At 46.4% G+C, this 25,316-nt stretch carries 20 protein-coding genes; 6 read left to right on the forward strand and 14 right to left on the reverse strand.

Annotated elements, in window-relative coordinates; genetic code table 11:
• Positions 1–198: 198 nt before the first annotated feature.
• Complete coding sequence (locus C558_RS0108705) at positions 199–1,188, forward strand: LacI family DNA-binding transcriptional regulator (protein ID WP_018755876.1); 990 nt, start codon at positions 199–201, stop codon at positions 1,186–1,188.
• 63 nt (positions 1,189–1,251) lie between these two features.
• Here C558_RS0108705 and C558_RS0108710 read toward each other — a convergent pair whose 3' ends face one another.
• Positions 1,252–1,740: a DinB family protein gene (locus C558_RS0108710; RefSeq protein WP_018755877.1), complete on the reverse strand. Its 489-nt coding sequence runs from the start codon at positions 1,738–1,740 to the stop codon at positions 1,252–1,254.
• 143 nt (positions 1,741–1,883) lie between these two features.
• Here C558_RS0108710 and C558_RS0108715 point away from each other — a divergent pair, with 143 nt between their 5' ends.
• Positions 1,884–2,447, forward strand: a complete 564-nt coding sequence (locus C558_RS0108715) for a CGNR zinc finger domain-containing protein (protein WP_018755878.1) — start codon at positions 1,884–1,886, stop codon at positions 2,445–2,447.
• Positions 2,448–2,505: 58 nt separating this feature from the next.
• Here the strand turns inward: C558_RS0108715 and C558_RS0108720 are convergent, their stop codons facing one another.
• The 6 genes from C558_RS0108720 to C558_RS0108745 form a co-directional block, all read right to left on the reverse strand.
• Positions 2,506–3,786, reverse strand: a complete 1,281-nt coding sequence (locus tag C558_RS0108720) for a Gfo/Idh/MocA family protein (RefSeq protein ID WP_018755879.1) — start codon at positions 3,784–3,786, stop codon at positions 2,506–2,508.
• Positions 3,787–3,894: 108 nt separating this feature from the next.
• Positions 3,895–5,562, reverse strand: a complete 1,668-nt coding sequence (locus C558_RS0108725; RefSeq protein ID WP_018755880.1) for a response regulator — start codon at positions 5,560–5,562, stop codon at positions 3,895–3,897.
• A gap of 13 nt (positions 5,563–5,575) precedes the next feature.
• Complete coding sequence (locus C558_RS0108730) at positions 5,576–7,309, reverse strand: sensor histidine kinase (protein ID WP_018755881.1); 1,734 nt, start codon at positions 7,307–7,309, stop codon at positions 5,576–5,578.
• 48 nt (positions 7,310–7,357) lie between these two features.
• Positions 7,358–8,158 carry a carbohydrate ABC transporter permease gene (locus C558_RS0108735; protein ID WP_245583763.1) on the reverse strand — a complete coding sequence of 267 codons (801 nt, stop codon included), beginning with the start codon at positions 8,156–8,158 and terminating at the stop codon, positions 7,358–7,360.
• 122 nt (positions 8,159–8,280) lie between these two features.
• Positions 8,281–9,186, reverse strand: coding sequence for an ABC transporter permease (locus tag C558_RS0108740; RefSeq protein ID WP_026263800.1), 906 nt, complete (start codon positions 9,184–9,186; stop codon positions 8,281–8,283).
• 68 nt (positions 9,187–9,254) lie between these two features.
• On the reverse strand, positions 9,255–10,928 hold the full coding sequence (locus C558_RS0108745) for an extracellular solute-binding protein (RefSeq protein WP_018755884.1): 1,674 nt from the start codon (positions 10,926–10,928) through the stop codon (positions 9,255–9,257).
• A gap of 528 nt (positions 10,929–11,456) precedes the next feature.
• On the opposite strand from C558_RS0108745, the gene C558_RS0108750 reads away from it, so the two are divergent.
• Positions 11,457–12,305, forward strand: a complete 849-nt coding sequence (locus C558_RS0108750) for a chitosanase (RefSeq protein WP_018755885.1) — start codon at positions 11,457–11,459, stop codon at positions 12,303–12,305.
• On the opposite strand, the gene C558_RS0108755 is transcribed toward C558_RS0108750, so the two are convergent.
• Positions 12,262–13,038, reverse strand: a complete 777-nt coding sequence (locus C558_RS0108755) for a glycosyltransferase family 2 protein (protein ID WP_018755886.1) — start codon at positions 13,036–13,038, stop codon at positions 12,262–12,264. The genes C558_RS0108750 and C558_RS0108755 overlap by 44 nt on opposite strands.
• Positions 13,039–13,199: 161 nt before the next feature.
• On the opposite strand from C558_RS0108755, the gene C558_RS0108760 reads away from it, so the two are divergent.
• The gene (locus C558_RS0108760) at positions 13,200–13,883 is read left to right on the forward strand and encodes a polysaccharide deacetylase family protein (protein WP_018755887.1); all 684 of its coding nucleotides are present in this window, start codon (positions 13,200–13,202) and stop codon (positions 13,881–13,883) included.
• A gap of 75 nt (positions 13,884–13,958) precedes the next feature.
• Here C558_RS0108760 and C558_RS0108765 read toward each other — a convergent pair whose 3' ends face one another.
• The 3 genes from C558_RS0108765 to C558_RS0108775 all read right to left on the reverse strand — a co-directional run bounded on the left by C558_RS0108765 (position 13,959) and on the right by C558_RS0108775 (position 16,611).
• On the reverse strand, positions 13,959–14,840 hold the full coding sequence (locus C558_RS0108765) for a pirin family protein (protein WP_018755888.1): 882 nt from the start codon (positions 14,838–14,840) through the stop codon (positions 13,959–13,961).
• A gap of 87 nt (positions 14,841–14,927) precedes the next feature.
• On the reverse strand, positions 14,928–15,377 hold the full coding sequence (locus tag C558_RS0108770; protein ID WP_018755889.1) for a MarR family winged helix-turn-helix transcriptional regulator: 450 nt from the start codon (positions 15,375–15,377) through the stop codon (positions 14,928–14,930).
• A gap of 136 nt (positions 15,378–15,513) precedes the next feature.
• Positions 15,514–16,611: an LLM class flavin-dependent oxidoreductase gene (locus C558_RS0108775; RefSeq protein ID WP_018755890.1), complete on the reverse strand. Its 1,098-nt coding sequence runs from the start codon at positions 16,609–16,611 to the stop codon at positions 15,514–15,516.
• A 540-nt stretch (positions 16,612–17,151) separates the two neighbouring features.
• Between C558_RS0108775 and C558_RS0108780 the strand changes: the two genes are divergently transcribed.
• Complete coding sequence (locus C558_RS0108780) at positions 17,152–17,796, forward strand: transcriptional regulator (protein WP_018755891.1); 645 nt, start codon at positions 17,152–17,154, stop codon at positions 17,794–17,796.
• Between the two features lie 1,142 nt (positions 17,797–18,938).
• On the opposite strand, the gene C558_RS0108785 is transcribed toward C558_RS0108780, so the two are convergent.
• From C558_RS0108785 to C558_RS0108795, 3 genes are all read right to left on the reverse strand, one after another.
• A complete protein-coding gene (locus C558_RS0108785; protein WP_018755892.1) occupies positions 18,939–20,627 on the reverse strand; it encodes a type 2 periplasmic-binding domain-containing protein in 1,689 nt (562 codons plus the stop codon).
• A gap of 86 nt (positions 20,628–20,713) precedes the next feature.
• On the reverse strand, positions 20,714–22,342 hold the full coding sequence (locus C558_RS0108790) for a response regulator transcription factor (protein WP_018755893.1): 1,629 nt from the start codon (positions 22,340–22,342) through the stop codon (positions 20,714–20,716).
• A 1-nt stretch (position 22,343) separates the two neighbouring features.
• Entirely contained in the window at positions 22,344–24,173 is a 1,830-nt protein-coding gene (locus C558_RS0108795) for a sensor histidine kinase (RefSeq protein WP_018755894.1), read from the reverse strand.
• Between the two features lie 191 nt (positions 24,174–24,364).
• Here C558_RS0108795 and C558_RS0108800 point away from each other — a divergent pair, with 191 nt between their 5' ends.
• Positions 24,365–25,315, forward strand: coding sequence for an ABC transporter permease (locus C558_RS0108800; RefSeq protein ID WP_018755895.1), 951 nt, complete (start codon positions 24,365–24,367; stop codon positions 25,313–25,315).
• Position 25,316: the final 1 nt, after the last annotated feature.

Here is a 25,316-nt window from a genome sequence, read left to right on the forward strand (position 1 = left end):
CAAATCCAACAATCGAAATGATCTATTTTTCGTTCACGTGCACGGGTTAATTGTAGCAATACTTATTTCGGTTGTAAACCATACTTTTCGAATCCGGAAATCGTTCACATGGCATATACGTTCACGTGCACAAATTGACCAAACTCACGAATTGAGATACGATAAATCCATAATCTTGAGAGGACCGGAGAATAGCAAATGCAAAAGATAACCAGCAAACATATTGCAGAAGTATGCGGCGTTACGCGAGGTACCGTAGATCGTGCCCTTAACAATCGCCCCGGCATCAAACAAGCGACACGGGAGAAAATTCTGAGGGCAGCCGAAGAGCTCGGATACCGTCCTGACTATCTCGGTCAAAGTCTGGTAAAAGGCGCAACCCGAACACTGGGTATCGTCATGTTCGATGTCCATAATCGGATTTTCGCCCAGCTGTTCCATGCCTTTGAAGAAGTTGCAAGACAGCACGGGTATTTCGTCTACCTTGTCTTATCCCATAAGGACAAGGACGTTGAGATTGAGTATATACATAATCTGATCGACCGAAGGGTGGACGGGATTGCCCTGAATCCCATCAATGCGGGAACAGCATTCGAATCCCTGCTGCACAAGACGCGTACGCCCATCCTCACCTTCGGGAATGAGCTGTCTGAACAATTTCCCCACGTATGGATCGACGATCAAGCGGCTATCCAAGAAGCAGTACGTCATATTGCTGCGAAAGGCTATCAGCATATCATTTATGTGAGTCCTCCGCTCCGATTCAAAGGCGAAGAAAATATCCATGTACCCGAACAGCGCTATCTCGGGTTTCAGGCTGCTCTTCTACAATTACCTAGTGTCAACTATACGGTCATCACCGAGAAAGACTATGTGACGGCAATACATACGGAGCTGCAGGAAACACGCAGCCGAACGGCTATTTTTTGCACGAGCGACGTATTCGCACTGGAGGTATTAAAGTCATTGAAGGATTCCAACGTAGATGTTCCTGGCGAGGTCGGTGTCATGGGATTTGATAATATTGATATGCTGAATTACATCGATCCACCGCTCACGACCGTTGACTATCAGGTCGAGGAGATTGGAAGAAGCCTAGCAGAATCTCTCATTCGACGTATTCAAGGGGAAGACATTCCATCGTGTACACTCGTTGCTCATCAAATTATGGAACGTAGCTCACTGTAACAAGACGAAAGCTCAGGTCCTTCACACGGAAGAAATCTGAGCTTTATTGCATGCATGTCGTACTTATTGGCGCCATACGCCTAGCTGTTTCCGAATCAATACGATTTGACCTGCATGATAAGCATCATGCATGATCCAGTTCAGTAATTCTTGACCTAATGTTAAGCTTGTTGAAGCATAAGGCGCATCCAGTTGTTCTTCCGTTAATTGTCCAAGTGCTTCACGAAGTCCCGCTGAGATGGTTCTGGCTTTCGTTACCACCGCCTGCCATCCTTCCTCATCCTCCGGATCGATATGGCCTCTGAATGTCTCCTCATTGGAAATGTTCTTCGGCCCTACTTCTTGCCCGTTAAGACGAAGCCATCTCCGCTCGTTGTGGTAATTCATATGATTCAGTGTCTCCCAAATGGAGTTCCCTCCACCTTGCGGCACCCACGCTGCTGAAGCCGCTGGTATCCCTTCTAGTACTGTAGTTACAGGAGCAATCCACTCTTCCTTCTCCCAAATATGATCCCATTGCCATACCAAGCTCTGAACACGATTCTGCTGCACGAAACATCATCCTCCCGGCATAAAGTGTAACTAGCAAAACTCAAATTAACACGTTACAATGCAATTAGAATATACCATAACCTTTCGATATATGTAACTATCTAAATTTAATTTAGTAGTTACAGTACTAGCAGGAGGCACTTATGATTCATTCGTTATGGGCAGACTTTTTGAATAGCCAGTGGCATGATTGGCGCGGGAGCGGCCGCTCTGAAGACCGGCTTCTACTGCCAACCTGGCAGACACGTTATCTGGATACTTACGGCTTATCTGCCCCCGTACCAGCCCATGAGGTGGATATCCTTATGCTGCAGCACTTCCGAACGCAATTGCATCACATCGCGCTTCGTCTATCACAGGGCGGTTCCATGACAGAGGAGAATCTTGATCTTCTAAATAAGGTTCTAGCTCAAGGTGATAATACGCGCAGATTGCTACGTGATGCAGACGGCTTACACCTTGCATCACTTCCCAACCGGTCCGATTGGCAGCAAGTCATGGCGGAGATTACGACGGATTTCGCCCGCAACATCATCGAAGGTGCTAGCGATCGCATCCGAATCTGCGACAACCCGGATTGCCTATGGGTGTTCTATGATGATACACGGAATCGTACCAAACGGTATTGCGATGACAAGATGTGTGGGAATCTGATGAAAGTGCGGCGATTTCGTGCGAAGAAGAAAGTAGAGCAAGCACGTGATTAAGGTTTGAGAAGCAACAAAGAGGGCTGTTCCGCTTTGGAACAGCCCTCTTCTTGTTATTCTACACGCCACTCGTAACCTGTTGATTCGCTACCATATCGGCGAGCTTCATCGGATGTCCACCGTTCAATCTAGATTGCTCAGAGGCGAATGCTATCAGATGGCTCTGCAGTGAGGCTGTCGCGGAAGTCAATCCATACGATGGATTATGGTCGAAGCGTCTCACTTCACGCAGGAAGGAGCTAACGAGGCGTTCGTCGCCGCCGCCGTGTCCGTCGCCACTCGTGTTGCAGTTAATCTCCAGCTTCTCGCCTGTCAGGTAACGGTACAATGTATAGATACCTGAATCCATATCGCCGATAATCTCGCCGTGCGTCCCCATGATCTGTACCCTGCGGGCACCACCTTCGGTCAAGCCTGACATGATGAAGGACGCGTTGGCGCCGTTCGTGAACTCCATGTTCACAATCTGGTGGTCCACCACATTGTTGTCACAGCGATACACGCAGCGTCCGAACGGACCTTCATGCAGCGCCTTTAGAATCCCTTCCTGCGATAGGTCACTCGTCATGTACCGCGCCCATGGATGATGCGGTGGATCAATATACATCTTAAGCGCCGAGAACGCGCACTCCTTCTCGACTTCGCAGCCGCTAATGCAGCGATCCGTGGAGCCTACCGGCGCATTCTCCGGCCGGAAATGCAGAAGCGAGCCATAGGAGCTCACACTCGTACATTCCTGTCCCATTAACCAAGAGATAATATCCAGGTCATGGCATGATTTCGCGAGAATCATCGGGCTCGTCTCTTCGGAATTCCGCCAGTTCCCGCGAACATAGCTGTGCGTCATGTGACGATATCCAACATTCTCCGTCAATTGAATGGTCGCGACGGTTCCGAGCTCGCCCTGATCGATGCATTTCTTAATGCCTGTCCAGAACGGCGTATAACGAAGTACATGGCTTACGATCAGCAGACGTTGATGCTTAAGCGAAGCCTGCTCGAGCGCAATGCATTCATCCTGCGAAGGAGACATCGGCTTCTCCAATAGGACATGATAGCCAAGTTCCATCGCCTTCATCGCCGGTACGAAATGCATCCGATCGAGTGTACTAATGATCATTACGTCTGCAATTCGTCCTTTCTCAAAAGCTTTCTCCCACGAATCATATACTTGATCTGGTGCAATCTCATGAATTGCCGCGAAATTATTCCTGCGCTCATCATCAGGCTCTGCGACCGCGACGATTTTCAGTTCATTCGGAAATTTTTCTGCATAAGGTCCATAAATATAGCGTCCTCGACTTCCTGCGCCAAGTAGTACCGCTGTTAATGTTTTCAAGTCATTTCCCCCTCAAGTTCACCCTCTGACTTTCATATTAAGCGCAGACCCTTGGTTCAGGAAAGAGATCGTTACTGACATTTCATATACAATTATTGACCTGAAGGACTAGCTGCTCGAACGTACAATACGGTATTCTTGCGGTGTCACCTCATTCTGCTTCTTGAAGAATCGGATAAAGGCCAACGCTGAGTTATATCCTAGCGCGGTTGCAATTTCGCCCACCTTCATTGACGATTTCAGAAGCATTTCCTGGGCAATTAAGTTTCTATAATCGTTAATGTATTTAGAGAGACCGATTCCCGTAATCTGCTTATATAGCCTGGACAAATACGATGGATTTAGCCCGACGTAATCTGCGAGCGCATTCAGAGAAATATCCGTCGAAATGTTCTCTTCGATATAGCGATGGACCTTATTGACGACTTCCGTCGGCAATTGGGTGCCTCGCATCGTATTCCATTCGAACAAATAATCTGCGAGCTGCCAGAAATATTGAATCATATCCGGCCAGGATGACGCATCTTTCGGCTGAAATAGACGATCCAAATCCAGCACTGTATTGACATAGTCTCGGAACTCCCGATTCTTGTGAATGTAGAACAAGAATACGGCAGATAGGGAATGGTACAACTCCGTCTTCCGCTCATGCGAGGTCTTTGGATCATTCCAGATCGAAGTCAGTTCAACATATAGCTTATTGAACGGTTCCCGATGATTGTTCTCCACACAGGTCATGAGCAATTGAATACGAGAATGATAGAAGCAATCATGGTATGCTCCTGCTTTATCGTTCTCTTCTTCGGATTGCATGTCAATATCCGTCAGAATGACTTCACTAGACAATCCATGGCCGTGCGCCAGCCCAAATTTGATGGAATGGAATCGATCGGACACGTTCTCCCATAGTGTGGGCTCACTTCCGAGCACGAATGACACCGGGAGACTAAGCAATCGCTTACAAGTTCCTTGTACCGTCTCCAGGATCCCGCTAGTATAGCGATATGCACGACCCCAATCCAAAGCCTGCAATTCGTTCACACTCGGCTCACTTCTCAGAGGCTGAATTAACCAGACGATTCTCGACAAATCATATACGAAGGAAAAGCTTCGTACTTGCGAAGATAAATATTCATCGCAAACATTCTGGAATGCGTACGTCAGTAGCGCTTTATCCGGTGTCGTGAACATTTCTCTCCACGCATCTACCCTACCAATCAGTATAAACACAGGCAGGCTCGCATCCAGTGGGATATCCATTTCCTGAAAAGCACGCGCCAACTGGCTTTGCGTGACCTGCTTACCTTGGAAGAGTCCCCACAAATAATCCTTCTGCAATGACGGCAAAGCCTGCCGCATCTTGGTTTGAGCCCTTGCAATGATTTGCTGCTGATTATATTCGGCCTCTAAGGTTGTAATCGCGCGCTCGACCGATTCGATGATCTTCTCATCGCTCTCAACCTTCAGAATATACTCGAAGCCGCCGTAAGTAATCGCGCTTCTCGCATAATGAAAATCATTGTAGCCTGTTAGAAAAATAACCTTGCAGTCCGGCCACTCCGCCTTAATCTCTTGCAATAATTCAATCCCTTCCAGGCCAGGCATCTTAATATCCGAAATAACAATATCAACGCGTTGCTGCCGCATGACTTCTAGCGCCTCTTCACCGGAATAGGCTTTTAATAGCTCGAGTTTCAAATGCTCCGTATGTTCGAATAATTCGAGCAGTCCATCCACAATAATCGGAATATCATCCACGATTAGCAATCGGTACATGCGAGTTCCCCCTCTAGTCTACACTCAGATTGATTTTGACTTGCAGTCCGCCTAGCTCAGAACGCGACGTTGTAATGCCATACTCTGCTCCATAACGCAATTGTATTCTTCGATGAACATTTATGAGTCCTGTTGTCTCTTCCATCCGATTGGAAGATTGCCGAAGCCGAAGATTCAGCTGTTCAATCGCTTCATCGGTAATTCCCTTGCCATTATCTTCGACGTATAACGCAAAATCCTTACCGCTGCGTTCCATATGAACCCATAGTTCACCTTGCTGGACCATATTCCCAAGCGCATGCTTATAGGCATTTTCGATAATAGGCTGCAAAATTAGTCGCGGTACCAAAGTATTCGGTACCTCCCCTTCAAAGGTGACCTGAATGCGTTCCCCATAACAAATGGTCTGCATATCCACATAGGTGCGAGAATGATTCACTTCAAGCTCCAGCGGGATATCATCCTCGTCATTGCGCGTAATAAATTGAAAATACTGTCCGATATGCAGACAAAATTGATAAGCTTTCTCCTTCTGATGCTCGGACTTGATCAGACGGCATAAGACGAAAAAGCAGTTATATAAGAAATGAGGATTGATCTGTGATTGCAATCGTTTCAGCTCGGAGCGCTGATTGCGAATTTGCTGCTCATAGTTTTCCTCGATTAATGTCTTAAGGGACTGTACCGTATCATTAAAGGCCTGGTACAAATAACCGAACTCATCCTGCCCACGATCAATAGGAATTGGCTCCAGCCTGTTCTGCTGTACGCGCCGAAAGGATTGGACCAACTTCATTAATGGCCGATAGATGAGTCTTAGTAGAAAATAAGAAAAGAAGAACACAATACATACGGCGAGCGCACATGCGCCCCAGAACAACAATCGGTACTTCTGTAATGGGCCGAGCACATTCGCTTCCGGTATACTCGTAATCGAATACGAATGCCAGAGCTCTGAATACTTGTAGACTGTTAAATATCGTTCCCCATCGACATGCAAGGTCACATAACCTTCTTGTGCATTCGAACGCTGAACTTCTTTGGCGTATGCTCGCATCTCGTCAAGCAGTTTCGGATCATGCGCCCCAGAAATTTCCCATCCGCGATCTAAGTTCATCAGCACCGTCTGTCCGCCTCGCGAGCTCCCAATCTGCTCGAGCGTCTCACGGATCTTATTCGCTGACAACTCCACCCCGACGAGATAGATCGGATTTTTTGCGAAGCTGCTCGGGTATTGCATCGTGATGAACAATCGTTCCTTCCAATAGATAAACGGCTCCTCATACTTCTTCGTGCTCTGCTGCATCGCTCTATATTCCTGCTGATCCATGGCCGTCTCGAATTTCAGACTTAATATCGTACGGTCGATTAATGGGACATACGCCCTCGCTTCACGAATAAATGGACTCGAATTTTTCATCAAATCCAAGCGGCGCTGAATATCAAGCACCATCTTAGCCCGATCATAATAACTCATCGCTGTGCCTGTTGTCGCAATTTCCATTAAATCTTTGTCCATGACATAATTCGGCAAATATCGACTGATTCGATCCACTTCCTTATCTAACGAATCCATATAAAACCTCGTCGTATTCAGAATCGAAGAAGAGATCTCAGTCCGGATATTCTCCGAACCCCGCTCATTGATCATCCATGTAATGAGCATAAGCGGCAACAAGGCCGCCAAAAAGGCAGCCATAATTTTCTTGAAAATGGAGGAGTCTTGTAACATGAATTTACTCTTCATTAGCTGTTCTCTCCCCTAATAGTATCGTAGCGAAATTATTCTGCAATACTATTCTTTGACACTCCCCATCACAATTCCTTTAATGAAGAATCGTTGTAAGAACGGATATACGATGAGAATTGGGAATGCTGCGACGAAAATCTGTGCTGCCCGGCTCGTGCGATCCGACACTTTGAGCGCCAATTCGACATTTTCCGCCTTAATGAACCGGAAATCTAATTTTACAATGACCGTCTGCAAGAAGGTCTGCAACGGATAATTCTCCGTATGATTCATGTAGAGCATCCCGTCGAACCAGCTGTTCCAATGCCCTACCATCGTGAACAAGCCTGTCGTTGCCAATGCAGGTAATGACAACGGTACATATATTTTCCATAACGTCTTGAAATGTCCTGCTCCATCAATTCGCGAAGATTCCTCAAGTTCCTTCGGCAGACTGCGGTAGAAATTGAGGAGCAAAATGATGTTGAATACTGCGACAGCTCCCGGTAGAACCAGCGCCCAAATCGTATCGATCATGCCGAGGGACTTAATCGTAGTATACGTCGGGATCAGACCTCCGCTGAAGAGGATCGTAAAGACGAATACCCATGCATAGAATGTACGCAGCCGGAATTGCCTGGAATCTTTGGACAATGGATACGCTGTAATAATCGTCAGCGCCATACTGATTACTGTCCCTAGAATAACCCGCTGAATCGAGATCCAGAATGCGCGTAGATACTCCGGCTTTCCGAATACGTTTTCGTAAGCAGCGGTTGTAAATTCAACCGGCCAGAGTAGGACTTTACCGGCTGCTGCCGCCTGTCCGGAGCTGAATGAGATCGCTAGAATATGAATAATAGGCATAAGACATAAAAAGGATATGAATGCCAAAATGATGAAGTTGCATACCAGGAATAACTTTCTGGACCATGATCTGTTATTATGCACGATGTGTGTCTCTCCCTTCTGAATTACCGACGCGTGCCTTAGAAGATGCGGTAATTCGCTATCCGATAGGCTAAGACATAAGAAACCGAAATGAAGATAAAGGATACGATGGATTTAAGCAGACCCACCGCTGTCGCGAATCCAAACTGTGCTTGTTGGACCCCCATACGGTAGACGAAAGTATCGATAATATCCGCACTTTCATATACCGGCGGACTGTACAGGTTGAATATTTGCTCAAAGCCAGCATTCAGTACATTACCGATATTGAGTGTGAGCATCAGGATAATGATGGGCATCATCCCTGGCAGTGTGACGTTCAATATCTGCTTGAATCGCCCAGCCCCATCGATCTCAGCTGCTTCATACAGCGATGGATTAATGCCAGTTAGTGCAGCCAGGTAGACGATCGTCCCGAACCCGAACTCCTTCCATACATCCGATATGACCATCACATAGGGGAACCAGGCATTATCACCTAAGAAGAATATAGGCTTGATCCCAAATATGCCGAGCACTTGATTCAGGATACCGGAGGATGGAGATAGAATATCAACCAAAATACCGCTTAATAGAACCCAAGATAGAAAGTGTGGCAAGTATACGAGCGTCTGGAACGTCCGCTTGACCCATTCTTTCCGCAGCTCATTGAGCAGAATCGCTATCGTGATAGGCACAATCAATCCGGCAATAATTTTCATAACCGCAATATAAATCGTGTTCAGAAAGACTCTTCCGATATCGGGGTATTCGATTAACAATTGAAAGTTTCTCATTCCAATAAAGGGGGATCCTAACAGACCTTTGTTCGGGATATACTTTTGAAAAGCCATCATAATACCAGCCATCGGGTAATAACAGAAGATCAATACCAAGATTAATCCTGGTAGCAGCATCATATGAAGAGGCCACTCTCTCTTCCACATCCTTGTCAATACATTCATGAATTTCACCTCGCTGTATTAAAAGAGGGGTTGTTATGATTCAACCCCTCAGATCAACCATCATGTGATTATTTGTGACTTGCGTACCACTCGTTCACTTCTTTGGTAATGTCATCGCCGCCAAGCTTCTTCCACTCTGCAACGAATTTATCGAATTCATCGACAGACACTTGGTTCATAATGATTTTGAAATAGATTTCGTCACGTTTCTTCTTCAGAATTTCTAGACGATCTACCATCGTAGGCGTAGCTGCGCCATAGAATTTGTCTTGCAGGTACTCTTTGTTTTGCAGGATTTTCGGGTTATGCGATACAGCGCCGTTCGGACCCGAAATCAGCGGTTCCCACCACATATTGATATCGGTGCCATCGATAAATTTCATCGCACGTTCATAACGACCCTTCTGATCTGCGGTTTGAAGAATGCTAGCATCTTTCGTCCCAATCGCTTTCGGCAGAATCTCGCCGTTGTTATCTAGCTGTTTACCAACGCGTAGTGGGCTAAGCAGCCAGTAGTTGCTGCCTTTTTCTTTTTTGTCTTTACCAAACAAAATGGTTTTTTGGTCATCTGTCGGAGTCATCGTATTATCCACTACGATCCATTCGTTCAGCAATCGAATTACGCCTTCTGGGTGCTTCGCTTGCTTGGAAATAACATAATACTGATCCACACCTAAGCCAATTTGATTCAGTGTCGGTTTACCATCCGCGGATGGGATTGGGTATGCGCCCCACTCTTGCACGACTTTACCGTCTTTGACCGCGCCCTTCACCAGCTGTGCAGGCGTCCAGGATGCACCGAATACAAGACCTACATTGTTGTTATAGAGAAGTTCTGCTTCTTTTTCCGTATCTTTAACCGCGAATTCAGGATCGATTAATCCCTTCTTGAACATATCCTGCAGCGCTTTGAGCGCGTCTTTCACTTGCGGTTGAATGTCGCTGTTCACGAGATTGCCGCTCGCATCTTCCATCCACATATTCTCATACGCATGGTAGCCGTTGAGGAATGCGCGGAGACCCGTTACACCTGTATCGATTTTGAATGGTTCCTTGCTGACTGCGAGACCGTAAGGCTTGCCTGTGCCGCCTGGGTCTTTCGTCTTGAAGGCTTCGGCGATCGTCATCACGTCTTGCATCGTCTTCGGTTCAGGCAGGTTCAATTTCTTCAGCCAGTCCGTACGTACGTACAAGTATTGGAAATTGTACGGATTGTAGGAGCTCGGAATTCCCATCAATTTTCCGTCGATCGTCGCGGTCTTCATCTGCATGCCGCCGTCCATCGTCAGGAACTTCTTCGTATTGTCCGTTGCATTCTTGTCGTATACATCTGTGATATCCATGATCATGTCAGCTTCTGCCAACTCTTTGAGCTGTGTCGCTTCCACAAGCATGAGATCCGGAATATCGTTCGATGCGATCGTCATTTTCAATTTTTCTTTGAATTGCGTGACGTCTGCTACCCATTTATTCGTAATCTTCACGCCAATATCTTTTTCGTACTGATCATAGACGGCGTTCTTGTCGAAGCTCTCGCCTTCGTCGAATTTCAAATACGGGTCACTCTGCGCAACGGTAGATACTTCGATCACTTCATTTTCTTTCGGCGTTTCTTGCGTTTGCGTCTGTTCCTTCGCCGGTTCTGCCGGCTTCTGTGCTTCCTCTTTCGTGCCGCCGCATGCCGTTAATGCCATGCTGAGGACGAATAATACGATCAAGAGTGATTTACTTTTTCTTCTCATATGAACCCTCCCTAGTGATCTCGAAAAGTGATGATTGGCTGAGGTGATCAGCTCAATGCTCTCTTCTTAGTTTTAGTATAGAAAGATACATGCCTATCTTCTATATACTAGTCTTTACTTTCGTATACACCTTTTGACACATACCATATCATTCCATAGGAAAGCAAAAAAGCCAACCCCGTAACCTTGGATCCGGTTAATAGGGCAGGCTTCATGGCCATACACAACAATAGAGTGTTCTATGTGGACACCCTACACTCGTCTTATTGTTACACATCTTGCCTTCTAGCTCAAAGAATAACCACTGTACTAGGCCTTTCGATACCCCCATCAGGCTGGTCTTATCATAACGATAATCCTTACCTGTCCAGAGCCTCCCGCTATAGTCTCAACGACCTATAAAAGTGGATTTCTCCTCAAAAACTTTAATTTCTGTGCACACGCAGGGTTCCTTCATGATTTCTGGTGTTTACGGAATACTAACCCAAAATCAAAATCATTCCAACGATGTGACAAAGGAGAACACCTATGAATCGAATCCTTCTTACAACAGTAACGATCGTCATGCTGATGACGGGATGTACGTCTTACACAACACCCAAGGAAGCACCCTCCAAAGTAAAAATATACAGTGACGCTTCCATCTCCTCGACGCTAACATCCGCACAAAAGCTACGCGCCGAGAAACTGATCAGCCTGTTCGAGAACGGCGTTACTACGATCCAATACGGCTATGCCAAGAACCTGCATGATGGCCGAGGCTTTACTTGCGGTCGCGCTGGATTCACGACAGGTACAGGTGATGCATACGAAGTCGTTAAACGGTACACGAATCGCGTCCCTTCGAATAAACTCGCCCCTTTCCTGCCCGAACTAAACCGGTTAAATCGTGCTCGGAATCAAGCTGATGTATCACGATTGACTGGATTTGATAAAGCTTGGAAATCCCTTGGCAAAGACACCACATTCCGCGCCGTTCAAGATGAAGTGGTCGATGATTGGTATTATCGTCCTTCCGCTTCCTATGCGAGCACAGCAGGACTGCAGCTTCCGCTCTCCATGGCGGTGCTCTATGACACCATCATCCAGCATGGCGGCGGGAACGATCCGGATAGCTTGTCTGCTTTAATCAAGCGAACTAATACTGCTGTAGGCGGATCACCTCAGCAAGGCATTGATGAGAAGAAGTGGCTCGCCAAATTTCTCGATGTACGTCGAGAAGTCCTGAAGAACCCATCCAACCGCTCAACGCAGCAAGAATGGGCCCAATCAGTAGGACGCGTCGATGTCTTCAAATCCATCGCAGCAAGCAACAATTACGCCTTAAACGCACCTATCGTGATTGATACGAGCGAGTACCACGAGACGATAGTGTAGCCTTAGGAATATACTTGGTTACGTATTTTTTGTAGTCGCGTACCCCTTGAATCACTTTGACATCCGCTGATAATAACTTTCGATCACTAATCACCCACGTATGCCCCAACGAATTTTTCTCTCGGATCGCTGCAAAGTTATATTTGCTCGCAGAGTAGACACGAAAGCCCCGTGCTCTGCTGTCTCGACAGAATTTATCATCCTCCCCATTGCTGCGATCCGGGAACTGAACCTTCTTGAACACTTTCTTCTTGAAGACCAACGTCGCACCCGGGAGGATCGATACGTACCTACGTTCATACTGAGGAAACCGAAGGATCAGCTTCTGATTCCCTTTGAGCCACGCATAACATGCGCGTTTGCCAACAATGTCGGCACCGCTTTTTTTCATCGCCAGCATCGAGCCAGTTAAGTAGCTTGGCGCATAATAATCATCGTCATCGAACTTCGCAATAGTATTATACTTCGATTCTTGGACCGCATAGTTCAAACATGCGCCTAGCGAGGTGTCTTCAGGCAACTGATATACGGATACATTGTCATTATCCCGAGCCATTTCCCGATACTCTTCAATATCCAAGCTATCTTTATTCAGAATAATGATCAGTTCTTTCTTTACCCAATTCTGTCTATTGAAATTTTCGAATATATTCTGAATATGATGAGGGCGTTTGGTACAGGTAATAATAGAAATGCCCTTCCCTTTATACTGATAACCACTTCGGGTTTTCACTTGGCGGTCCTCCTTCCAGGGTAGTGGAAAAGCGTCTTTTTTTTCTTTCAAGGAGTCACTATATTAGTATGAAATGTATATAAAATAAAGACGGCGAATCAACTGGTTGTTTCGTGGAAATGGCGTACGAGATTCCTCTTGGAGGGGAGAAGACCGTTCTTATGATCGTGAGAAGTAGGATAAAACCGAAGATCAAACCATTAAAGCATCATAAAAAATCGATAATACGTACCGACAGCGATCCCAAAATCGCCTACCTTACCTTTGATGATGGTCCCAACGAATACACCGAACAAATTCTAGATGTATTGAAGGAATATGATGCGAAGGCGACCTTTTTTATGCTGAAGCCGCATATTCTTGAGCATCCGTACACGGCTATGCGCATCGTTCGTGAGGGCCATGCCATTGGACTGCATGGCGTGACACACCGCGCGGAGCTCTTCTATGCTTCGAAGGAATCCGTCATCGAGGAGTTCAATGACACACGGAACACACTCCGTGCGGTAACGGGCAAAGACACGCGACTCGTCCGTACTCCTTATGGAAGCATTCCACATATGAGACCCTCCTATTTTGATGAGGTGGAGCGCTGGGGCTACCTGCTCTGGGACTGGAATGTCGATAGTCGAGATTGGAAATATCGAGATTATCGGTCTGTTCGAGCCGTGAAAAGGCGCGTTCGAAAGCTGCGTCATCGCGGCAGGAGGCCTGTGATCTTGATGCATGATCGCCTGGAGACGGCTGAACTGCTCAGAGATATTATTGAATATCTTCAAGAACATGACTATCGTCTGGATAAGCTAGATGAGACATTAAAGCCGATACGATTGAAAACCCTATGAGATCAAAAAGGCGATAGTTCCCGATTCCATATCAAATCGAGAACACATCGCCTCTTTCATATTTATTTCCTTTTATCAGAAGTTCGGGTTGCCGAACTTACCGATTCGCAAATCGCGGAAGGCATCAACAATCTCCCGCTCCGTATTCATGACGAACGGCCCGTGCTGAACAATCGGCTCATGAATCGGTTCTCCGCTAAGAACGATCACAAGCACGTCTTCGGTCATTCCTTCGATCAGTATTTCTCCTTGTTCGTTCTTAAAGAGGACCAGTTCAGATGCCGAAACAACGGACTCATCATTAATTTTCACTTGGCCTTGTAGGACCAACATCGCCGTATTGAAAGATTGCGGAAGGGTAAATCTTGCCTGTCCTTGCTGTTTCAAGGTGATGTCGAATAGATTAACAGGTGTGAACGTCTCCGCTGGACCCTTCACGCCTTCGAACTCACCTGCAATAATACGAACCGTTCCCGCATCACCCGGCAGCCCCACATACGCCATTTGATCTTTCAGCAATTCCTGATATTTCGGTGGACTCACTTTGCTCACCTGCGGCAGATTCACCCACAGCTGAATCATATGCATGATGCCGCCGCGTTCTGCGAACGATTGCTCTTGGTACTCCTTATGCAGTACACCCGAGCCTGCCGTCATCCATTGCACATCGCCTGGCCCAATGACGCCATGATTCCCTGCATTATCATGATGCTCGACATACCCGTCATATGCGATCGTTACAGTCTCGAATCCACGATGCGGATGCGCTCCGACACCTCTGGCAGCACGAGCTGGCGGAAATTCATAGGGCGAATTATAGTCCAGCAGAATAAATGGACTTAACCGTTCAAGGAATGGGTTCCCGGATGGGAAATAATTCGATACACGAAACCCGTCTCCAACCATTTGAAAAGGTGCGCCTTTGAAAATTCCTTCAATCGAACGAAATGTTGACATATGATCACGACTCCTTTAATTGTTGTTGTATGAATTTATTTCAATTAAATATTCTTTAATTAAAGATTTTAAGGCGAAGAAAACGGGCTACGCACCATTAGCCCCTTTACCTAATAACTTCAGCATCTCGATCGCCTCTTCCTTCTGCGCTTGGGAGAGTCCACCCAATAACTCGTGGATTCGGTCGGCATGCTGAGGAAAGATTTGTCCGAAGAATTCCTGGCCTTGCGCTGTGAGCTCCGCGAAGATGACTCGACGATCCTCCTGCGATGGAATACGGGCAATCCAGCCTTTTTTCACGAGCTTATCAATGTTATAGGTCATCGTACCGCTTGTGATCAGAATTTTCTCACCAATCTGCTGAAGCGGGATTCTCCCCTTCGTAAAGAGTACCTCTAAGATGCCAAATTCGGAAGGCGACAGATCATAGGTCCGAATATCCTTCGATACACTATCCATAATTGTCTTATAAGCCTTGGAGAGGACGACGAGCAGTTTAAGTGATGTAAGCTGTTCTTCCTCGGTATGATTCGCCATCTTCATTTCCTCGATTCTACTGTTTCTTATGTTGCGCTCAAGTATCTTGAGTTAAAGATATATCGTTTCACCCCATTTGTCAATATGCTAAAAACTGACATCCGCAGTACGTGGATGCCAGTCTATATGATTTGTATTATGTTCTTATAGATCTATCTTGGGATTGCTTACGAAGCTCACGATGCACGATTGGAGCAACCTCGGTTGCTAACAGTTCGATCGCAGCAGCGATTCGAGAGAATGGAACGCCGCCAATGTCCATCTGCAGCATATACCGTGTATGCCCGAACATCTTATGCTGCGTGAGAATCTTCTCGGCAATACGCTCTGGACTGCCTACGGCTAATGCCGTATCTGGACCCGCAAGCTGCTCGAATGCATCCCGCGTCAAGGTGCTCGACTCTAGTCGGTTTCCGTTGAAATGTGATGTGTAATTCGCATAATAAGGATAAAATTCGTTAAAAGCCTGCTCCGTCGTCTTGGCAATATAACCGTGACTCGTGATTCCTACTTGTAAATGCTGAGGGTCATGTCCCGCATTCTTACCAGCTTGTCGATAGGTTTTGACGAGGTGCTGCAGCTTCGATGGGTCTCCTCCCAGAATGGCAAGGGCCATTCCCGTACCATAAGTCCCTGCAAGCGCAGCACTAGCAGGCGTTCCACCTACGCCAATCCAGATCGGAAGTTCGGACTGTATCGGTCTCGGCGCAATTTCAGCATTTTGAAGATCGCTGCGGAACGCACCTTTCCAGGTTAGCTTGGAATGACGGTTGAGCTCTTGCAGTAATGTTAGATTTTCCTGGAACAAGGCATGGTAATCATCTAATGCGTAACCGAATAATGGGAAGGATTCCAAGAAGGCTCCCCGACCGGAGATGATCTCAGCACGCCCGTTCGAGAGCAAATCTAATGTTGCGAAATCTTCGAAGACACGGACAGGATCCGCAGTACTGAGTACGGTTGTGGCGCTCGTTAATCGAATACGTTTCGTGGCTTGCGCGATGGCAGCTAGGACAACGGGTGGGGATGATAATGCGAAATCCAGCCGATGATGCTCGCCGACGCCGAACACATCAATCCCTGCTTCATCTGCAAGCTTCGCGGCTTCCACAATTTCATGCAATCGCTGTGCTGGACTGATCTTATGCCCTGTCTGTATATCTATGGATAAATCTCCTAGTGTATAAAGTCCGAATTCAAACTTTGGTTGTACTCCTTCATTTTTCATATTCATGGTTCCCTCCCTAGATGACATGAATCCTATACGCCTGTAAAGATCCATGAACGCAGTTCAGCTCGTACACTCCGATATTTAAAGTATGCTCACAAGACCTCGTTTTTCCTGTACGCTTCGTCCTGAGCACTGCGCCATTTTTTACAAATTCAAGTTTAAATTTAGATTAAGATTACTTATAGTAAGTAAGTGTATTATAGTAATTTACTATTGTCAACGTTATTGTTAGAGGCACAAAGGCGAATTGACCAGAACCGACCATAAAGAAGATTAAAGAAGCTGTCCGACGCCAGCTGGCTGCCTAAGGGCTTTTTTCAATGTCTACTACATGGGGGCTTGACCACGGTAATTTTAATAAGGTAATGATCCTTTAGAATGAAATCGGAAGGTTCAAATATTGTATAATTTATCCATGATCGCTATACTAATTCTATAGGTCGTGAAGCACACGCCGCTTCGAGTAACTTTCCAGACATTCGCTCTGGATCAGTTCATTCGAGGCGGCTTTTTGTTGCATTTAAAATGGAGGGATGCATCGATATGGGACAGTTTAAAGAACGATATGAACAGTGGTTGCAACAGAATATGGATGAAGAAAAAAACCATAGAAGACGTGAGATTCTCCAAAAGGGCTTAGGTCATGGGACGGTGGAATTTCTACGGACGATATGGTTTCCCGTTGTTGGTCATTTTGATCACTTGTATCCAGAATGGGAAGTGCGAGATTTCAAAAACGGCTACCGTTATCTAGACCTGGCCTATATGCCCGGGGGTGCCAAAGGAGGTATTGAGATACAGGGATATGGACCGCATGCTCGTGATTTGGATGTGAGAAGATTTAAGGATTTATGCACACGGCATTGCCTTCTAGCCCTTGATGGGTGGATATTCCTGCCTGTGGCGTACCCTTCCATTACGGATGAGCCAAAAGAATGTCAGCAGCTCGTTCTTGCTTTTATCGGTAAATTTATCGCGACAGATGTAGCATCTTCATTGTCTTGGTTAGAAGCTGAGACCGTTCGTTTCGCTCGACGTGTGCTGCGGCCGCTCACACCGCTAGAGCTTGCTGCACATTTGAAAGTGAGCGACCGGCATGTCAGACGTATTTTGCACCGGTTAGTCGATCAGCAAATATTGCGTGTGGCAAGTGGCCAAGACCGATTTAGAACGTACATGCTTCGATAAGTACAAACTTGGATAATAGCATATTACGTTCGTCACTTTGAGTTGTCCACGGACTATGGTTCCGGTTATTCGCTCGGTTTCTACCAATCATTCAACGATTGCGGACCGAGGTTCCGTTATTTGCGATAAAACGAATCTGTTCGATGGATTACATCGCATATAACGGATCTGTAGTCCACAAATCCTATGATTTAAGCGTATTTCTATCAAATAACGGAATCACGGTCCGCTCACGCGGCTGCAATGTTGACTGTCACCTTCCGCGAGCAAGCGGCCAAACCGATTTAGATCGTACAAGAATCGATAAGTACGAATCTGGATAATTGCATATTACGTTCGTAACTTTGAGTTGTCTACGGACTATGGTTCCGTTATTCGCTCGGTTTTTACCAATCATTCAACGATTGCGGACCGAGGTTCCGTTATTTGTGATAAAAAGAATCTTGCCGAATGATTACATCGCATATAACGGATCTGTAGTCCACAAAACCTATGATTGAAGCGCATTTCTATCAAATAACGGAACCACGGTCCGCTCACGCGGCTGCAATGTTGACTGTCGCCGTCCGCGAGCAAGCGGCAAAGACCGATTTAGAACGTACATGCTTCGATAAGTACAAACTTGGATTATAGCATATTACGTTCATTACTTAGAGCTGCCTACGGACTATGGTTCCGTTATTCGCTCGGTTTTTACCAATCATTCAACGATTGCGGACCGAGGTTCCGTTAATTGCGATAAACCGAATCTTGTCGAATGATTACATCGTATCTAACGGATCTGTAGTCCACAAAACCTATCATTGAAGCGCATTTCTATCAAATAACGGAACCACGGTCCGCTCACGCGGCTGCAATGTTGACTGACCCCGCCCGCGAGCAAGGACACTCTCTTGATATTGCTGTTCAATCCGTGCAGGTTGATCGCTCCAGTATCCCAGTTATGCGTGTTTGTCGAAACCCAGTGCAAGAATTGATGATACTACGCTGTCATCCAGCACTGGTGCTGTTTCATTCATTCACCAAGAGCAGGAATCTTGTTAAAAACCGTTTTAGTGAACGTTTCACTTACTCGACAAAAAAAGCTGCCTTACGCAGATCGAGATGATCTGGATAAGACAGCCTTCTTTTAAGACAGTTTATTATTTTGCCGTTGCCGATTTGAACCAATCGTTAACTTCTTTCGTGATTTGATCGCCGCCATTTGCTTTCCAGCTTGTAACGAACTGATCAAATGCATCCACTGGCAATTTGCCGTAGATGATCTTATTGAACGTCTCCATCTCGGATTGACGCAGCAAGTTCCATTTCGTGATCATCGTTGGTGTTGCTGCACCTGTGAAGTAATTTTGCTTACGAATATCCAATTGCGACATAACAACCTTCGCTGCATACCAGTTCTCTGGTTTACGGAATTCTGCAATTTGCTTCTCATATGGTGTCTCAGGCTTCGCGCCGTCTGCAAGCTTCACAAGCGTCTTCATGTACAGATCCGGAATACGAGCAGGACCTGTTAAGTAAGGGAAGTCGTTGTTGAAGTCTTTGATCTTATCTTTATTGCTCGTCGGTTGTCCGTCTACGACATCCCAGTCATATCCTTTAGCAAAACCGTATTCATAAGCGCTGCCTGTCTTCGGATTTGCAAGATTATCAAGCAGGTAGTTGTAATAGAGAATGATCGCTTCCGGATGCTTCGCATCTTTATTGATCATGATACTGCTGTTAACACCGGAGTTCTGCCATTTCGTTCCCATCAATCCATCTGGACCTGCAGGAACAGGGTATGCTTTATATTTCGAACCCTTCACATTCTTCAACAAGTCCGGAGCTGGCCAATCTGGAACCCAGTTCGCACCTGCCAAGATGCCTGCTTCACCTTTTGTCCAACTCTCAGATGCTTTGCCTTCATCCCACAATGCCGCATCGACGTGGATGTAACCTTTATCCATCCATTCTTTCAACTTCGCAAGTGCTTGCTTGGCGCCTGGGTGAACCGAACCGTAGACCAAGTTGCCATCCGCATCTTTATTCCACTGCTCTTCGATCGTTCCATAAGCACCGAATAACCAATCGAGCGAAGCCATCCATGTATTTGTATTACCTTTCAACGACACTGCTAATGGGAAGACATTCTTCGCAGGCAGACCGTCTGGATTTTGGTTCTTGAACTTATCCATAATGTTCTCTAGATCCGCGATTGTCTTAGGCGCTTGAAGGTTCAGCTTCTCCATCCAATCTTCGCGAAGCCATAGTAGTGTATCATCATTATCGGTATATTCCATGATTGGCAGGTTGTACTTTTTGCCATCACGCGTGAACGGATACCATAACTCTGGATTCTTCTCCGTGTGATCTTTCCAGATTTTATTCGCATATTTATCGAACAGCTCGTCAATTGCGATGAATTGTCCAGAATCGATCAATTGGTTCGTCAGAACGCGATCAGTCGGAACGGGAACGAAATCAGGCAGCTTCTCGCCGGAAGTAACTGCAAGCTGCAGCTTCTGACGATACTGCGCATCGCCAGCCGGATACCAAGTATCCTTATGCTTAATCCCGAGTGTCTCGAGCATCCAGCGATCATGAGCGTTGTTTTCTTTTGTATCGCCCTTTGTAAATTTCTTCGTCGGCATGAGACTTGTACTAATCTCAATCGGCGGGTCATATTTTCCTTTTGCAAATGCTTCATCCGCTGCAGAAACCGTATTTGTATCGGTCGGCTTCTCTGCTGCCTTCTCCGTATTGCCGCTGTCCGTTTTCCCGCCGCAGGCTGAGATCACGAGCAGAGCTGAGACCATAAGTAGCAGCAATGATTTTCTGAATTTACCCATTCTGTATTCCCCCTACTGTGTAAGATAGCTACATCTGTAACTTTACCAACGGACTAGGGAGGACATCTATATGACTTTGTTAGTTTTTATAGGACTCTATCATGCGTTTCATGACCGTCTCGATATTCCTGTGGTGTCACCCCGAACTGACGTTTGAACACTTTGATGAAGTACGCCGGGTCCAAATATCCGATTTCCTGACTGATTTCATAGACCTTCTTATCGGTCGTCTTCAGCTTGTGACAAGCCCGATCCATCCGAAGTCTTGATACATAATCACTGATGCCTTCCCCTGTCTCGATCTTATATATTTTGGACAAATGCGTCGGATGCAAGTTCACATGATCCGCAAGCGCGCGCAAAGAGACATCCAGATGCAAATTTTTCTCCGCAAAAGCTTGAAGCTTCGATACGTAAGTCGACCGGCTGTCCGAGGCTTGATCAGAATTCGCTTCCTGCAGCTTCGTAAGGACACGGAGCGACCAATTCCGCAGCTTGCTAATGGTGGAGAAGGCCTCGCCGTTCTGCATCATCTCCATGTCAGGTCCGATGAGACGTGTCAGACTCTGGCCGTTCCGATGCGCCAAATAAGTAAAGGAAGAACCAATAACGAAGCCTGCTTCCATGCAATGCTCCAGCGATTCCGCCCAATCCCGGTCCAGCTCCACGCATACCGCACTGATCTTTTCTTTGACGGCCTCCCAGCGCCCTGCCTCAAGCAGATTCATGAAGGATGGAGGCAGATAGAGCGCATCCAGCGGCCGCTGAGATAGACTCGGATCCACATCCAAGGCACGCGTAACGAATTCGCGCTCATCCCCAACAATTTGCCGAAAATAGGATGTCGCCTGCAAATACCGCTCAGGCAACTGCTGAGGAAAACGGAATCCATCGGTCATGACGATGGATATGGAAGCTCGCAGGAACTGCTTAACCTTGTATTGCAACTGGATCGCCAATTTCTCTAGCTTCGCCCCTCGACTTGCCACTGTGCTAATTCCTTTGAATTGGAGGACAAAGGCCAAATAGCCATGCTCCTCCTTCACGCCCCACACTTCGCAAGATTCTCCGAGTATTTCTTGCGCCATATTCATCATGGCATATTCTAACAGCTGAGGCCCCATCTTCTTCGTGTAGTCGGACGCCTCTTCAATCCGAACCAGAAGAAGCACCGCCTCTCCTTCATGGAAGGGCAGCAGATAGTTCTCCAATTTGCGCTCCCATTCTTCATCTGCCATCGGTTGACCTCGAAATGCATCAAGAAGAAGCTGTCCCTGCAGCAGCGGCAAGTTCTCCCGAAGCGTATGAACCGTCCGTTCAACAGAGCTGATCTGCTCCCATTCCCGGTTCAACTGATCGATGGCGATCCGAACAGCACCGAATAATTCCTCGTCAGTGGGTGGCTTGAGCAGATAATCTATCGCTTGGTTCTGGAGAGCCTTCTTCGTAAATTCAAAATCCGAGTGACCTGATAAAATAATACATTTAATGCGTCCATCCACGGCTCTAACCCGCTCAATCAACTCAAGACCCGTCATTTCAGGCATAATAATATCCGATATGACAATGTCAATGGGATTTGTCTCTATGATCTGCAGCGCTTCCTGTGCGGAATACGCTCGATGCACTTGTTCAATACCTAGGGTATGCCAAGGCTTGAACATGGATAAATTATCTACCCAATGCGCTTCATCATCTACTATGATCATCTGCATGCTAGTTATCTCCTTTTTCGGCCTTCTTCAGACGATCTTGTTCATCTGCAGGAAGCTCCCATTGTATCACGGTTCGAAATCCTCCGAGTGGGGACTTCGTAAAATGCAGGAATGACGATCCGCCGAATTGATGCATAATTCGCTGATTGGTATTCCATAGTCCGCAGCCCATCTCCTCTTGAAGCGGTTCCAGCATTTTACGATTCAAGGCTTCTTCGTCTTCCGCTGTCATCCCCGGCCCGTCATCATCCACATAGATCGTGCAATAACGTTCAGAGAATTCCCCAACGATTTGAATAGCACCTGACGAGTATGTTTTGCCTATACCGTGAATGACCGCGTTCTCAACAATCGGCTGCAGCAATAGTCGCGGAACATGCTGTGCAAGCATCGGTTCAGGCATGTCGATATGATAGTCTATTCGTCCATTCCGCAATTTCTGAATGTCCAGATAATTCACGAGCAGTTTCACTTCCTCGCTTAGTGTCGCCGTCTCCTTCTCCATGCGGGTCGTATATCGATAATACGCACTTAAATTATGCGCCATCGATACGACGGCCTCCTCCTCTTTCATTTGAGCCATATTAATAATGTAGCCGAGGCAATTATAGAGGAAATGCGGATTTATCTGCGCTTGCAACTGCTTAAGTGTCGCTTCGCGAGCTCGCAGTTTCTCGTTCAGGACATTTTCGATGAGATCTTGAATTTGACGCGACATCTCATTAAATCGATGGAATAAGAATGAGAATTCACTGCTATCCTTCGAATAAATGCGAACCGTGAAATCCCCTCGCTTCACGCGCTGCAATCCGCCGATCAGCTGCTTAATCGGCCGCTGCACATTTCGATATAGCAGAATAGAAGCTGTGATACCCACGACAAATAACAAGACCATCGTGAAATAGAATAAATCACGACTATACGAAATGGGACCGAGTACTTGCTCAAGCGCTACGACATCGACCAGATACCAATTGAGATTCGGCGACTTGATGGAGCTGAGTAGATAGGATTTGCCATCCAACTGGATCACTTGCTGATTCGTATCCCCAAGCGTCATCTCGTCCAAGGCCGGGATCAGCTCATGAATCAGCTTTTGATTCGCTGTTCGGTTTAAGATTGGTGCTTCACCCTTGTGATAGAACACCGTCTCACGCTGCCCGCCAGCTTTATAGGAATCTAGCATATTCTGAATGTTCTCATTGCTAAAGCTCGCCTCAACGACAAGACTGCTGCCGCGAATGACACCTTGTTGACCAAAATTGTCCGTATAGAGCCAATAGAATGCTTTCGGTTCTCCCGCCTTGGGTGACTGACCGTGCCGATATACCCAATTGCTGCTCACATTCCCTGTGAGATACGTATCGTCGTACTTGCTATCATTGCTGAAGTTGGATATTAAATCTTGATTCTGCTGCGAATATACCGTATACCTAGCCGGCCATATATTGACAATCCCCGATTGAAGCACCATTTTCTCCTGTACAGCATATCGAGTCTGCATGCGATCATATCGATCTCCCCAGATCTGTAATCCGTTAAATGTCTTCACATTGGGATCCTTCGAGAAGGAGATCGTGAAGTCCATCATTTGCTTAATTCTAGATTCAATCTGTCCCGATAGGAATGTAAGCTGCCTTGTATTGGACATCTGGAGTTCTTTACTCACGACATTAAGTGCAACATCATTCGAATACGAATACATCAGAATGATCGGGATGAACAAAATCACAATCAACAAGTTCATTTTGGCGAACAGACTCTGCCTAGACCCGAATAACCTTCTCCTTATGTAATCGATCCCTCTATGCCATCCCATGCGCAGTCCCATGCCCGAATCCCCCTATTCATGATCCCTAACAAAACCCTATCGAGCCTAACATTGTCATATAGTCTCGCGACATCGCCGCTTGCTACTATTAATAGCAGAGATCCTCTTTTTACACAATTTTATTTTTCTAAGGTCATTTAAAAAGTTAACTTATGACTTTTAAACACCAATTCAACGAACGGGAGAGCGCCATGGATATGAATACGACGCAACAAACAGCCCTTAACACCGGCAGTCACAAGATGACAAAACGCAGCAACAAGCCCACTTGGATATTACATCTAATGGTCTTACCTGCGGCTATTCTAGTTTTTATATTCTCTTATCTTCCGATGTCGGGCATTGTTATGGCATTTCAGGATTATAAAGCCGCTCTAGGCATTACAGGTTCTCCATGGGTTGGCCTGAAGCATTTTCAGTACATGTTCCAGAACGAATACTTCTTGCAGATTACGTGGAATACATTATTCTTCGCCTGCTCCAAAATTGTCATGAACCTGCTCATCCCATTTATATTCGCCTTGCTGCTGAATGAAGTGCGGCATATGGGATTCAAGCGATCGATCCAGACCTTTGTCTATTTGCCTCACTTCTTGTCCTGGGTAACACTCGGCGGGATTCTGATCGACATGCTCGCACAGACCGGCATTATCAATCAGTTCCTAACGTCTATCTTCGGGACTAAACCGATCTTCTTCCTTGGTGATGGCTTCTGGTTCCGGCTCACCATCATCTTCAGTGACGTCTGGAAAGAATTCGGATTCAACACAATCATCTTCCTAGCAGCCCTGGCAGGCATTAACCCTGCACTATACGAAGCAGCCGAAGTCGATGGAGCTAGCCGATTCAAGCAGACGCTATATATTACGATCCCTTCGTTGATTCCAATCACCATCGTTGTTGCGACACTCGCACTCGGTAATGTATTGAACGCGAATTTCGACCAGATCTTCAACCTATACAACCCGCTAATCTACCAACAAGGCGATATTATCGACACGTTCGTCTATCGTGAGGGTCTGCTGACGGGGCAATTCAGCTTCGGAACCGCCGTCAGTCTATTCAAATCCGTCATTAGCTTGATCTTAATCGTGGTCTCATATCGACTTGCATACAAATTCGCAGGGTATCGGATTTTCTAGA

The sequence above is a fragment of the Paenibacillus terrigena DSM 21567 genome (assembly GCF_000374845.1).
Lineage (GTDB): Bacteria > Bacillota > Bacilli > Paenibacillales > Paenibacillaceae > Paenibacillus_K > Paenibacillus_K terrigena.